The sequence below is a fragment of the Robertmurraya sp. FSL R5-0851 genome (assembly GCF_038002965.1).
Taxonomy (GTDB): Bacteria; Bacillota; Bacilli; order Bacillales; family Cytobacillaceae; genus Robertmurraya_A; species Robertmurraya_A beringensis.
Genome location: NZ_JBBOOE010000001.1, coordinates 3,452,059 through 3,463,879, shown reverse-complemented (window position 1 = coordinate 3,463,879; position 11,821 = coordinate 3,452,059). Strand labels below are relative to the sequence as shown.

Annotated in this window: 15 protein-coding genes and 2 other annotated features; of the genes, 13 read left to right on the top strand and 2 right to left on the bottom strand. The window is 38.3% G+C overall.

Annotated elements, in window-relative coordinates:
- Positions 1-91 precede the first annotated feature (91 nt).
- The 11 genes from MKX65_RS17855 to MKX65_RS17805 all read left to right on the top strand — a co-directional run bounded on the left by MKX65_RS17855 (position 92) and on the right by MKX65_RS17805 (position 9,213).
- Positions 92-496, top strand: a complete 405-nt coding sequence (locus MKX65_RS17855) for a hypothetical protein (protein ID WP_160546657.1) — start codon at positions 92-94, stop codon at positions 494-496.
- 79 nt (positions 497-575) lie between these two features.
- Positions 576-1,031: a transcriptional regulator NrdR gene (nrdR, locus tag MKX65_RS17850; RefSeq protein ID WP_119709350.1), complete on the top strand. Its 456-nt coding sequence runs from the start codon at positions 576-578 to the stop codon at positions 1,029-1,031.
- Positions 1,032-1,067: 36 nt separating this feature from the next.
- Positions 1,068-2,474, top strand: a complete 1,407-nt coding sequence (locus tag MKX65_RS17845) for a replication initiation and membrane attachment family protein (protein ID WP_340906301.1) — start codon at positions 1,068-1,070, stop codon at positions 2,472-2,474.
- Positions 2,475-2,485: 11 nt separating this feature from the next.
- Positions 2,486-3,424, top strand: coding sequence for a primosomal protein DnaI (gene dnaI / locus MKX65_RS17840; protein ID WP_340904853.1), 939 nt, complete (start codon positions 2,486-2,488; stop codon positions 3,422-3,424).
- 147 nt (positions 3,425-3,571) lie between these two features.
- Positions 3,572-4,435 (top strand): sporulation protein YtxC, encoded by an 864-nt coding sequence (gene ytxC, locus MKX65_RS17835; protein WP_160546659.1) that lies wholly within the window; start codon positions 3,572-3,574, stop codon positions 4,433-4,435.
- Between the two features lie 66 nt (positions 4,436-4,501).
- Positions 4,502-4,742: a binding site (T-box leader), on the top strand.
- A 50-nt stretch (positions 4,743-4,792) separates the two neighbouring features.
- Entirely contained in the window at positions 4,793-6,724 is a 1,932-nt protein-coding gene (thrS, locus tag MKX65_RS17830) for a threonine--tRNA ligase (RefSeq protein WP_340904852.1), read from the top strand.
- 171 nt (positions 6,725-6,895) lie between these two features.
- Positions 6,896-7,025 (top strand) — a sequence feature (ribosomal protein L20 leader region).
- A gap of 79 nt (positions 7,026-7,104) precedes the next feature.
- Entirely contained in the window at positions 7,105-7,608 is a 504-nt protein-coding gene (gene infC / locus MKX65_RS17825) for a translation initiation factor IF-3 (protein ID WP_119709346.1), read from the top strand.
- A gap of 16 nt (positions 7,609-7,624) precedes the next feature.
- Positions 7,625-7,825, top strand: coding sequence for a 50S ribosomal protein L35 (gene rpmI, locus MKX65_RS17820; RefSeq protein ID WP_119709345.1), 201 nt, complete (start codon positions 7,625-7,627; stop codon positions 7,823-7,825).
- A 23-nt stretch (positions 7,826-7,848) separates the two neighbouring features.
- Positions 7,849-8,208 (top strand): 50S ribosomal protein L20, encoded by a 360-nt coding sequence (gene rplT, locus MKX65_RS17815; RefSeq protein ID WP_066050323.1) that lies wholly within the window; start codon positions 7,849-7,851, stop codon positions 8,206-8,208.
- 73 nt (positions 8,209-8,281) lie between these two features.
- Complete coding sequence (locus tag MKX65_RS17810) at positions 8,282-8,548, top strand: DUF1294 domain-containing protein (RefSeq protein ID WP_160546661.1); 267 nt, start codon at positions 8,282-8,284, stop codon at positions 8,546-8,548.
- 77 nt (positions 8,549-8,625) lie between these two features.
- A complete protein-coding gene (locus tag MKX65_RS17805; RefSeq protein ID WP_340904847.1) occupies positions 8,626-9,213 on the top strand; it encodes a TVP38/TMEM64 family protein in 588 nt (195 codons plus the stop codon).
- A 30-nt stretch (positions 9,214-9,243) separates the two neighbouring features.
- Here MKX65_RS17805 and MKX65_RS17800 read toward each other — a convergent pair whose 3' ends face one another.
- Entirely contained in the window at positions 9,244-9,624 is a 381-nt protein-coding gene (locus MKX65_RS17800; RefSeq protein WP_160546663.1) for a sigma-w pathway protein ysdB, read from the bottom strand.
- A 136-nt stretch (positions 9,625-9,760) separates the two neighbouring features.
- Between MKX65_RS17800 and MKX65_RS17795 the strand changes: the two genes are divergently transcribed.
- Positions 9,761-10,252, top strand: a complete 492-nt coding sequence (locus MKX65_RS17795; protein ID WP_160546719.1) for a dUTP diphosphatase — start codon at positions 9,761-9,763, stop codon at positions 10,250-10,252.
- Between the two features lie 71 nt (positions 10,253-10,323).
- Positions 10,324-11,409 (top strand): M20/M25/M40 family metallo-hydrolase, encoded by a 1,086-nt coding sequence (locus MKX65_RS17790; protein WP_160546664.1) that lies wholly within the window; start codon positions 10,324-10,326, stop codon positions 11,407-11,409.
- Between the two features lie 166 nt (positions 11,410-11,575).
- Here MKX65_RS17790 and sspI read toward each other — a convergent pair whose 3' ends face one another.
- Positions 11,576-11,782, bottom strand: a complete 207-nt coding sequence (gene sspI, locus MKX65_RS17785) for a small acid-soluble spore protein SspI (protein ID WP_160546665.1) — start codon at positions 11,780-11,782, stop codon at positions 11,576-11,578.
- Positions 11,783-11,821 lie beyond the last annotated feature (39 nt).

Below are 11,821 nucleotides of genomic sequence, written 5' to 3'. Positions count from 1 at the left end.
TTTTAATTTCTCTTTTATTGAAACATTAACATTGCCAGTCCTTTTAGGTTAAAATATATGTACATACATCTTTCGGTTTGGAGGAATCATTATGTCATTTGTAAAACAGGTGTTTAGACAATTTAATAGGCAATGTGAAACAAAAGAGAATCATGTGGAGGAAGAGCTTAGAACGAGATATTATCGTGTAAATCTTCAATCCTTGTTTCAATCTGTAAAAGAAATCCTTGAGAATGATAAGCAAGCAAAAGTGGTAAGTGATTCAATTGACCACGGAGAAATTGCGGTTGAAATCAATCGTGGAAAGAAAATGTTTGCTATTATTACGATCATAACGGTAAAGCCATATGAGACGGCTGTAGATATCAATGTTTCAACCGAACAAACGGTTCTGTTGGGGGCATATCCAAGCTTAAAAGCTGAAATCAAACGTATTTATCAAGAATTAGATAAAAAGCATCCGTATATAGGTGTTGGAAAACACGCAGGAGAATAGAATTACTTGTACAACAATTGAAGTTTTAATAAGATAGTGTTAGATTCAGCAGAATCCATTCTGTTTCGGAGTTGATGTTATGAAATGTCCTGCATGTCAAAATAATCATACTCGTGTTCTCGATTCAAGACCTGTCGATGAAAATAGATCGATTCGCAGAAGAAGAGAGTGTGAGAAATGTTCTTTTCGTTTTACAACCTTTGAGAAGGTAGAAGAAATACCTTTGATTGTCGTAAAAAAGGAAGGAACTAGAGAAGAGTTTAGCCGTGATAAGATTCTACGTGGACTGATTAAAGCTTGTGAAAAAAGACCCGTTGCTTTGCCTGAATTAGAAAAAATCACTTCCGATATAGAAAAAGAACTTCGTAGTCATGGAGTATCGGAAATAAAGAGTGAAGCAGTTGGAGAAATGGTTATGGATCGTTTAGCAAAATTAGATGAGGTTGCGTACGTCAGATTTGCCTCTGTATATAGACAATTTAAAGATATAAACGTCTTTATTGAAGAATTGAAGGAATTAATAAAAAAGGATTAGTAGGGAAGTTTGATGTTAAGAGAGGAAATGAAGCCTATGGCTCAGCATTGGCAGGAAATGCTACCTGTGGATCGCTATGAGGTAGCCTCAAATGGGTTGTTATTTGAGTATGATCGAAAGGTGCTGACTCTTTTATATCAGCCATTGATTGGTCCGATAGCATACAGTCTCTATATGACTCTTTGGTCGCAATTAGACGAGAACCGTTTATCTTCGGATGGTAGTTCACATCATGCTCTTATGAACGTGATGGACAGTAATTTAAAACAAATTTACAATGCCCGTCTTAAGTTAGAAGGAATTGGTCTTCTCTCCACGTATGTGCGAACAGAGGAAGGGCTTCGATCATTTGTATATGAAATAACACCTCCCTTAACACCTAGTCAGTTTTTTCTAGACGGTATGCTTAACGTGTATTTGTATCGAAAAGTAGGTAAAAATCAATTTTTAAAACTTAAAAGGTTTTTTAGTGACGAGCATTTCTTGGAAAAAGAAAATGGGTACGAGAATGTTACAAGATCGTTTCAAGAAGTATTTGATTCTGCTGTTCCGGGTAACCCTTCGTCACATCTGGTAGATGACCTAAAACTTGAAGAGCAACGTGTGTACTTCGATCGAGTGAATCCTGAGACAATTAAGGTTGATGAAGCACATTTTGATTTTGACCTGCTATTTGCAGGGCTTTCAGAAAATCTTGTTCCTAAACGTGCAATCAATAAAAAGGTTCGAGAAGCCATTGCGAAACTCTCCTTCCTCTATGGGATTGACCCGATCCAAATGAAAAATATTGTGATTAGTGCAGTTGATGAATCAAGTGAGATACAGATTGATGAACTTAGAAAATCTGCAAGAGATTGGTATCAGCTTAACTTTTCTGACCAACTCCCGTTATTAATAGATAAAATACAACCACTTCCACATGTTACAACAACGGTGGAGCCTAAAACTCAAGAAGAGAAATTGGTTCAATACCTGGAGAAAACGTCTCCTCGACAATTGTTAATTGATATTTCTGGTGGGGGAGAACCATCGAAAAGTGATTTGCAAATTATTGAAGATGTGATGTTTCAACAAAAGCTTCTTCCTGGTGTGGTGAACGTGCTTATACAGTACGTATTATTGAAAACAGATATGAAGTTGACGAAGGCTTATGTGGATAAGATTGCTTCTCATTGGGCGCGTAAAAGGGTCCAGACGGTGTCTGAGGCAATGGAACTTGCCAAAAAAGAACATCGTCAATACTTAGACTGGGCAGAGGGGAAGCAAACAGCAAATCAAACTCCAAAGACTAGTGCTAGAAAAAAGGCCATACGAACAGAAAGCTTACCGGATTGGTTTGATAAAGAGGCTGAGGAAAAACCTACTCAAACAGGCACAGAAAATAATGAACTCGAAGAGAAAAAGCGTGCGTTACAGGAAAGATTAAAAAAATATACAAAGTAGGAGGTGGTTAAATGGAACGAATTAATGATACTTTAAAAAAACTCTCTGCCAGCTCAAATTTTCAGGAACGGTATGAGCGTCAAAAGCGGCAAGTTATGCAGCACCCGGACATTCGAGAATTTATTATTAAGCATAGTGACATCCTTACGAGCCAAATGATTGAAAGAAATTTGTCCAAGCTTTATGAGTATTCGACTCAATGCACGGAATGTACCGAATGTCCGAGCCTTGAGGGCTGTAAAAATATTATGCAGGGGTATCAGCCTCAATTAGTTCTTGTCCGTGGGTCTATTGAGATTCATTACGACCGCTGTCCTAGAAAGGTAATGTCAGACGAGAGAAGAAAAAGTGAGAAGCTCATTCAGAGTATGTATATGCCTAAAGAGATTTTACACGCTCGCTTTGCGGACCTTGATATGTCAGGTGATTACTCAGGTAGAATTGAAGCAATCTCATTAGCAGAGGAGTTTGTAGAAAACTACAATTCAAGTGTAAAACAAAAGGGACTTTATTTTTACGGTGAGTTCGGAGTTGGCAAGTCATATTTGCTTGGAGCAATTGCTAATGAACTCGCAAAAAAGAAGGTATCTTCTATGATTGTGTACTTCCCAGAGTTGATTAGGGAGTTAAAAGGATCAATTGGTGACTCGACACTCAATGATAAAATTGAAAAAGTGAAACGAGAACCAGTGCTTATGATTGATGATATCGGTGCTGAAACGGTATCAAGTTGGGCGAGAGATGAAGTGCTAGGAACGATTCTTCAATTCCGTATGCTTGAAAATCTGCCTACCTTCTTTACATCGAACTTTAACTTTAACGAGTTAGAGCATCATTTAACGTATAGTCAACGTGGAGAAGAAGAGAAGATGAAAGCAAGAAGACTTCTAGAGAGGATTAGATACCTAGCTCACCCTGTCCAAGTGGATGGTCCAAATAGAAGGAAATAGGAAATAAAAGAGCCAGTGGAAAAAGTCCGCTGGCTCTTATTCTATTTTGACCAAGTTCCCCATATACATGAAAGCAGAGACTGTGAAAAAGAACATGCAGTAGCATGGACATTTCAAACGTTGATTTCACCAAAAGGGGGGATTTGGTTGTTTGAGATCATTTTCCAAAATAAAGAGGATGCGAAAAGATTTCACCAATTGCTAAAGAATCACGCACAATCCTCACACCATTTGAATCATGAGACTCTTCTTATAGAAGATAAACATATAGTAAAATGCGATGGAAAACTGGAAGAAGTGGTTGTGAAAAAAGCATTTGGACAATTTATTCAGGAAATTAAATTAGTGGATTGGTCTCGAGAAATCTTAAAGAATCATTTTTGTTATGATGACGAACATGAACAGGAACAGATATTAGATATTATTACTGCAATTGTTGACGGAAACAGAAGAGAACTCTTATCGTTTGTCGATGTGAACACATTAAATAACTTGGTAGAATCAGCTATTAATGAATTATTCTCACAGCGCTTGTCTTTTTCGTTCGACTCTTTCCAGCGCTTTCGACTGCGTTCCATTACGACTCTTATAGAGAGTGTGGTGGAGGTTGCGATTGATGAGTATAAACTTGAGCAGGAATACCAAATCTTTGTTCATACACTCAGAGAGTTTTTAGCAGAACGGAGTTCAATCAAGAAGGTCATTCATTTAATTGTGTCTGATACGATCACCTTTTTTGACGAACAATTCTTTGAACTAAAAAGAAAAGAAATTTTGCAGCTAATTGATCGAAAACTACTTTCTAATCACCCAGTCTACATTGATAGTGTCACCATTGCACCGTTGCTTTCGATGGCTCCCCAAAGGATTTATTTGTACACTGACGAACCGGAGCAACCTTTGGTTCGAACGATTTGTAATCTTTTTGAGGAAAGAGTAGTGGTGGCAGCCATGAACTTATTTCATGATCGAAAAAGGAAATTCGCCTTTGCGGCTGATGAGAATTTCTAGATAGATACTTGCTTTTCCCTCATGAACAAACTATAATACGTACATAATAAGGTACAACTTCATGATATAAATGTTACGATGAGGACATGAGCGTTTTATTTACGGTTATCAGAGAGGGAAGGCATTGGCTGGAAACTTCCTAACACGAATGAACAGCTTACCACCTCTAAACATCAGCCTTGAACAATTGATTAAGTATGGGCTGACGGCTAAAGTCCGTTATCTATTTATCTAAAGTCACTTTTGATGATTGATTAAAGTGAAAATTAGGGTGGAACCACGTGTTGTTTATAAACTCGTCCCTTTCCGAGGGACGAGTTTTTTTATTTTTATTTTATATTTAGGAGGAAAATGGTTATGTCAAATGTTGTAAAGTTAACGTTCCCAGACGGTGCAGTAAAGGAGTTTCCGCTTGGAACAACAACAGAAGATGTTGCTGCCTCCATTAGCCCAGGGCTTAAAAAGAAGGCATTGGCTGGAAAAGTAGATGGCCAGTTGTATGATCTTAAACGTCCGATTGAGCAAGATGGAGCAATTGAAATTGTCACTCAGGATAGTGCGGATGCACTTGAAATCCTTAGACATAGTAGTGCCCACTTAATGGCACAAGCGATTAAGCGTCTATACAAAAACGTAAAGCTTGGTGTGGGTCCAGTTATTGAAGGTGGATTTTACTACGATGTAGATATTGAGGAATCATTAACACCAGAAGATCTGCCTTTAATTGAAAAAGAAATGAAAAAAATTATTAACGAAAACATTGAGATTGTTCGAAAAGAAGTTAGTCGTGATGAGGCTGTTCAGTTGTTCAAGGAGATTGGCGATGAATACAAGCTTGAGCTGATTGAAGCCATTCCTGCAGGAGAAACAGTAACTATTTATGAACAAGGGGATTTCTTCGACTTATGTCGTGGAGTTCATGTTCCATCGACAGGGAAATTGAAGGAATTAAAACTTCTGAGTATTGCGGGTGCTTATTGGAGAGGCGATAGCGATAATAAAATGCTTCAACGTATATACGGAACAGCTTTCTTCAAGAAAGAAGACTTGGCTGAACATCTTCGTCTACTGGAAGAAGCAAAAGAGCGTGATCATAGAAAAATAGGAAAAGAATTAAATTTATTTATGAACTCGCAAAAAGTGGGACAAGGTCTGCCAATGTGGTTACCAAAGGGTGCGACCATTCGTCGTATTATCGAGAGATATATCGTGGATAAGGAGTCACGACTTGGTTACGATCACGTGTACACACCTGTGATGGGAAGTGTTGATTTATATAAAACATCAGGGCACTGGGATCACTATCAAGAAGACATGTTCCCAGTTATGGAAATGGATAATGAGCAGCTTGTTCTACGTCCTATGAACTGTCCGCATCATATGATGATCTATAAGCACGGTATTCATAGTTATCGTGAGCTTCCAATTCGTATTGCTGAGCTTGGAACGATGCACCGCTATGAAATGTCTGGCGCACTTTCTGGACTTCAACGTGTACGTGGAATGACGTTAAACGATGCGCATATTTTCGTTCGTCCAGATCAAATCAAGGATGAATTCAAGCGAGTGGTAGGATTGGTATTAGAAGTGTACAAAGATTTTAATATCAATGATTACTCCTTCCGCCTGTCTTACCGTGATCCTGAAGATAAAGAAAAATATTTTGATGATGATCAAATGTGGGAAAAAGCTCAAAGCATGTTAAAAGAAGCGATGGATGACCTCGGGCTAAATTATTTTGAAGCAGAGGGTGAAGCGGCTTTTTATGGTCCAAAGCTTGATGTTCAAGTGAAGACAGCTCTTGGGAAGGAAGAAACCCTATCTACTGTCCAGTTAGACTTCTTGTTGCCAGAACGCTTTGATTTAAGTTATGTGGGTGAGGATGGGAAACAACACCGTCCTGTTGTTATTCACCGTGGGGTCGTTTCAACAATGGAACGATTTGTCGCGTTCTTGATTGAAGAATACAAAGGAGCTTTCCCTACTTGGTTAGCACCTGTACAGGTTCAAGTGATTCCTGTTTCTCCTGACGTTCATTTTGACTATGCAAAGCAAGTGCAAGAACTTCTACAGGCAGAAGGTATTCGCGTCGAAATTGATGATCGTAATGAGAAGATCGGTTACAAGATTCGTGAAGCACAAATGCAAAAAACTCCTTATATGCTAGTCGTTGGTGACAATGAAGTAGCTGAAAAGGCAGTGAATGTACGTAAATATGGGGAGCAAAAATCAGAGGTTGTTTCCTTTGAAACGTTTGTTGAAAACTTAAAAATGGAAGTAAAGCGCTAATGTTTTTCACAGAAGAGGATGTCTAATCATCCTCTTTATGTTTATTTTTTGAAAAGGTATTGCCACAAACGTATATTTTTGATACAATTCATTTCGTTGTGATAAAAAGTGTTTCGTTGACATGAATTATTTATTGTGATATAGTTGCTAAGGTAAATTGAATACGAGTTTGAGATAAAGAAGAAGCACCCGCTTCTCACCTGATTGACGCCAAAGCGCAGTTGGCAGGTTTTACGAAAAGGCTTATTACCGTATGGGTATCGTAAAGTGTGGGTGCATTCATCCGCACTTTTTTTATTTTTCTTATGAAAATGAAATCTTCTTAACCCAAACGTTGTATTCGCATTAAACCTTGGAGGTGTCCAGCTATTAGCAAAGACATGTTGTTGAACGAGGGTATTCGTGCCCGCGAAGTACGTCTAATTGATCAAAATGGCGAACAACTAGGCATTAAATCAAAAATCGAAGCACTTGAGATTGCTACGCGTGTAAATCTTGACGTTGTTCTTGTTGCACCAAACGCGAAACCACCAGTAGCACGTATTATGGACTACGGTAAGTTTAAGTTTGAGCAGCAGAAGAAAGAAAAAGAAGCACGTAAAAATCAAAAAATCATAACCACTAAAGAAGTTCGACTTAGCCCAACCATTGATGAGCATGACTTTAATACAAAGTTACGTAATGCGATTAAATTCTTGGAAAAAGGCGATAAAGTAAAAGCATCGATTCGATTTAAAGGTCGTGCAATTACACATAAAGAGATCGGACAACGTGTTTTAGTCCGCTTTGCAGAAGCTTGTAAAGAAGTAGCAACAGTGGAATCTCATCCGAAAATGGATGGCAGAAGCATGTTTATGACATTAGCACCTAAAAACGACAAGTAATGAGGAGGAATCCCTAATGCCAAAAATGAAAACTCACCGCGGCGCAGCAAAGCGTTTCAAGAGAACAGGATCTGGTAAACTGAAGCGTTCACACGCATACAGAAGCCATTTATTCGCTAACAAATCTACAAAAGCAAAGCGTAAGCTTCGCAAAGGAACTCTAGTTTCTTCAGGCGATTACAAGCGCATTCGTAACTTACTAGTAAATCTTAAGTAATTGCAAATTAGGAGGGAAAACATATGCCACGTGTTAAAGGCGGTACAGTAACTCGCAGACGTCGTAAAAAAGTTATTAAATTAGCAAAAGGTTATTATGGTTCAAAACATACATTATACAAAGTAGCTAACCAACAGGTTATGAAATCTCTAATGTATGCATTCCGTGATCGTCGCCAAAAGAAGCGTGACTTCCGTAAGCTTTGGATCACTCGTATCAATGCAGCAGCTCGTATGAACGGTCTTTCTTATAGCCGTTTAATGCACGGTTTAAGCGTTGCAGGTATCGAAGTAAACCGTAAAATGCTTGCTGAACTTGCAGTAAGCGACGAAAAAGCATTTGCTCAATTAGCTGATGCTGCTAAGCAAAGCCTAGCAAAATAATTGACTTATTAGTCAATAGAAGCCATTCTCTTACAAGAGGGTGGCTTTTTTAAGTCCTTCAAGGAGGTATGGTATGTTTACATATATTTGGATTTATTTATTGGTGATAAATATCGTTAGTTGTACGTTGATGTATGCAGATAAACAGAAGGCTAAGAAAAATGAATTTCGAATTAAAGAGGCGACACTGTGGCAATTTGCCTTTTTTGGAGGAGCCTTAGGCGCATTTATTGGAATGAGGTCCTTTCGTCATAAAACGAAGCATCCTAACTTTAAATGGGGATTGCCTTTTTTGACTGTTCTTCAAATCGGTCTATTGCTTTACTATGTATGGAATTAAGGGAATAGTTGTCATAGAAATGGTCCTGCCTCGATAAGCTGTAATAGACATCAAGAAACTGCTTAAGGGGTGGTCATATGGATGAGGAGTTAGCATTACTGCTTGTCATGTTTCAGGCTGGTGGAGTTTTCACCCCGATAATATTCGTCTTGTTCCATTCGTTACGTCAGTTTTTATTTATTCCAGTAGTCATTATCTGTATTGCAGGTGGAATTCTTTTTGGCACAGTGGCAGGTACGGTATACTCGCTGATTGGGTTAATGATTAGCAGTCTACTGTTTTTTGCTCTCGTGTCTAAGTTTCCGCGAACACAAGAAAAATTGTCTTCGATTCGGAAAAAGTGGTTTGGAGAGTATCGTAATTTAACAGTTAGTCAGATTTCAATTTTACGCCTAGTTCCTTTTGTACACTATCAGCTATTAAATTTTTGTTTAATGGAAAGACACCGTGGTTTTAAAGAGTATTCAAAGGCAGCCTTTATTACGAATCTTCCATTAGCTTTCTTTTACACGGTCTTTGGTCAATTTATTAGTCAATTTACACCGACGATGATTGTTATTATATTGTTTTCTTTATCGATTCTTGTGTATGTTCTAAGAGAGAAGATGACGATTATTAAGTGGAGAGATTTTTTTAAGGAAACAAAGCTAGAGAAGCAGGGATAAAAAAACGTTCAAGGGAAAACCCTTGAACGTTTATTTTTTCATAAATTCATGAATGGGACTTTTCCAGTCAATTTTTGCATTCGGATAAAAAACAGCTACTTCCATCTCGATATTACGGAAATCTTCCTTTGACAAACCATTTAGCGCAGAGGTATTATGTGGCCAAATGAATATCGAAACAACCTCGAAGGTGTGATCGGTTGTACCTAAGTATTTTTCGCCTTCGAAAATAACGCCTTTATAGGTTAAAAGGAAATTCTTACGAACATTTTTTATATCATCGAGTAAAAAGAATTGCTTTTGCTCGTGAGCTAGCTCCAATTTACGCTTTGGGTTTAACACAAATTTGAAGGCGCTGTATATTAAAAATAAGATAAATGCTATTAGAAGCATGCGTAGTAGCCACATCATACTTAAGCCCTCCACTCTTCATTTTTCTTTATATACGTCTTTATTTGAAAAAGGTTTCATTAAATATTGCTTTTAAGTGAATTTTTTTCTTAATTTCATTATGATTAAAGTAATATAAATAGAAAAGAGTGAAATGATGGATTTACGAGAGTTATTTGAAATGCAAAAAGGTTTGGATATACATATCGCAGAAAAACACCAATTACAAACAGATAGTCTTATAAGTAGAAAGGTTCTAGCTTTGTTGGTTGAACTTGGTGAACTAGCAAATGAGACGCGTTGTTTTAAGTTTTGGAGTGTAAAAGGTGCTTCTCCGAAAGAAGTCATTTTAGAGGAATTTGTAGATGGAGTTCATTTTATTTTATCAATTGGTCTTGATTGTGGATTAGAGCGTGATGTACAGGTAGAAGAATTGGTAATAGAAGAGGAAAATGTGACAAATCAGTTTTTATCTATGTATGAAACGGTTCATCGCTTTTCTGCAGAAAGGAGTATGGATACGTATCGTAGCATGCTAGAAAGTTATTTTATTTTAGGCAAGATGCTAGGGTTTACATCAGATGAAATAAAAGAAGCATATATCTCTAAAAATGAAGTAAATTATAAAAGGCAGAAGGAAGGGTACTAACGTATACTTTGTGCAATTAAGTTGTACCTAGTATACTATAAACAGAATACATATTAAGGGAGTCGAAATAAATGACAAAACTTGATGATACTTTAGCGATGCTCAAGGAATTAACAGATGCAAAGGGGATTCCAGGGAATGAGCGTGAGCCAAGAGAAGTGATGAACAAACATATTGCTCCGTATGCGGATGAAGTAACAACTGATGGACTTGGCAGCTTAATTGCGAAAAAAGTGGGAGATGCGAACGGTCCCAAGGTAATGGTTGCGGGTCACTTGGATGAAGTAGGATTTATGATCACGCAAATTGATGATAAAGGGTTCCTACGCTTCCAAACGGTTGGTGGCTGGTGGTCACAGGTTATGTTAGCACAGCGAGTGACGATTGTTACCAGAAAGGGAGATGTGACAGGAGTTATCGGGTCAAAACCACCACATATCTTGTCTCCTGAAGCTAGAAAAAAACCAGTAGAAATTAAAGATATGTTTATTGATATTGGTGCATCAAGTCGTGAGGAAGCAACAGAGTGGGGAGTCCGTCCTGGTGACATGGTCGTTCCATACTTTGAGTTTACTGTGATGAACAATGAAAAGCTTTTATTAGCAAAAGCTTGGGATAATCGGATTGGGTGTGCGATTGCAATTGATGTCTTAAAACAATTAAAGAATGAAGAGCATCCAAATATTGTATACGGAGTTGGAAGTGTACAAGAAGAGGTAGGCTTACGTGGAGCACGTACTTCAGCTGCAGCAATAGAGCCTGATATTGGGTTTGGAGTAGATGTTGGAATCGCTGGTGACACTCCTGGTGTGTCGGAGAAGGAAGCGCAAAGTAAAATGGGCAAAGGACCTCAAATCATTTTGTATGACGCAAGTATGGTGTCTCACAAAGGATTAAGAGATTTAGTAACGGATACAGCGGATGAACTTGGAATTCCATATCAATTCGATGCAATCGCTGGAGGTGGCACGGATGCGGGTTCCATCCATATATCTCATAAAGGAGTCCCTTCATTAGCCATTACGATTGCAACTCGCTACATCCATTCACATGCAGCAATGCTGCACCGTGATGACTACGAAAACGCAGTTAAGCTAATCGTTGAAGTCATCAAACGTCTAGACCGTGAAACAGTAGACCGTATTACTCTCGAATAGAGACCAAACAAAGACAGCATGCTCGGGGCATGCTGTCTTTGTTTGGTTAAGCTGGACTATAAGTGTCCATCTCAGGCGGACAAAATCACCCCAACTGTCCACGGATGGTGTCTGTCACCTTCCGTGGACAAATCAAAGAATTTGTCCACGAGCGGTGACAGACACCCTATTTTAGGCCGTTTTCTAGGGTTTGGAGCATTTCGCTTTTTTCTTGGTCGGATGCATTTTTCCAGATGACTTCAAAAAGTACTCCTAAACCTGGAAGCATTTTTTCTTCGCCGTTTTGGATGGCGTCTACGATCGTGTCTCGTAGCTCGTCTTGTGTATTTCCTGATACATTATGAATAACTGCATTTCTTAAGTTAAGATTCATTTTTTACCCACTCCTTCTTCATTTTCTTTAATATGTTTT

Coding starts and splice junctions, on each gene's coding strand:
- thrS (WP_340904852.1), top strand. CDS start 4,793: ATGTCAAATGTTGTAAAGTTAACGTTCCCAGACGGTGCAGTAAAGGAG.
- infC (WP_119709346.1), top strand. CDS start 7,105: ATGTTGTTGAACGAGGGTATTCGTGCCCGCGAAGTACGTCTAATTGAT.
- dnaI (WP_340904853.1), top strand. CDS start 2,486: ATGGAACGAATTAATGATACTTTAAAAAAACTCTCTGCCAGCTCAAAT.
- MKX65_RS17800 (WP_160546663.1), bottom strand. CDS start 9,624: ATGATGTGGCTACTACGCATGCTTCTAATAGCATTTATCTTATTTTTA.
- nrdR (WP_119709350.1), top strand. CDS start 576: ATGAAATGTCCTGCATGTCAAAATAATCATACTCGTGTTCTCGATTCA.
- sspI (WP_160546665.1), bottom strand. CDS start 11,782: ATGAATCTTAACTTAAGAAATGCAGTTATTCATAATGTATCAGGAAAT.
- rplT (WP_066050323.1), top strand. CDS start 7,849: ATGCCACGTGTTAAAGGCGGTACAGTAACTCGCAGACGTCGTAAAAAA.
- MKX65_RS17805 (WP_340904847.1), top strand. CDS start 8,626: ATGGATGAGGAGTTAGCATTACTGCTTGTCATGTTTCAGGCTGGTGGA.
- rpmI (WP_119709345.1), top strand. CDS start 7,625: ATGCCAAAAATGAAAACTCACCGCGGCGCAGCAAAGCGTTTCAAGAGA.
- MKX65_RS17855 (WP_160546657.1), top strand. CDS start 92: ATGTCATTTGTAAAACAGGTGTTTAGACAATTTAATAGGCAATGTGAA.
- MKX65_RS17810 (WP_160546661.1), top strand. CDS start 8,282: ATGTTTACATATATTTGGATTTATTTATTGGTGATAAATATCGTTAGT.
- MKX65_RS17845 (WP_340906301.1), top strand. CDS start 1,068: ATGGCTCAGCATTGGCAGGAAATGCTACCTGTGGATCGCTATGAGGTA.
- MKX65_RS17795 (WP_160546719.1), top strand. CDS start 9,761: ATGGATTTACGAGAGTTATTTGAAATGCAAAAAGGTTTGGATATACAT.
- MKX65_RS17790 (WP_160546664.1), top strand. CDS start 10,324: ATGACAAAACTTGATGATACTTTAGCGATGCTCAAGGAATTAACAGAT.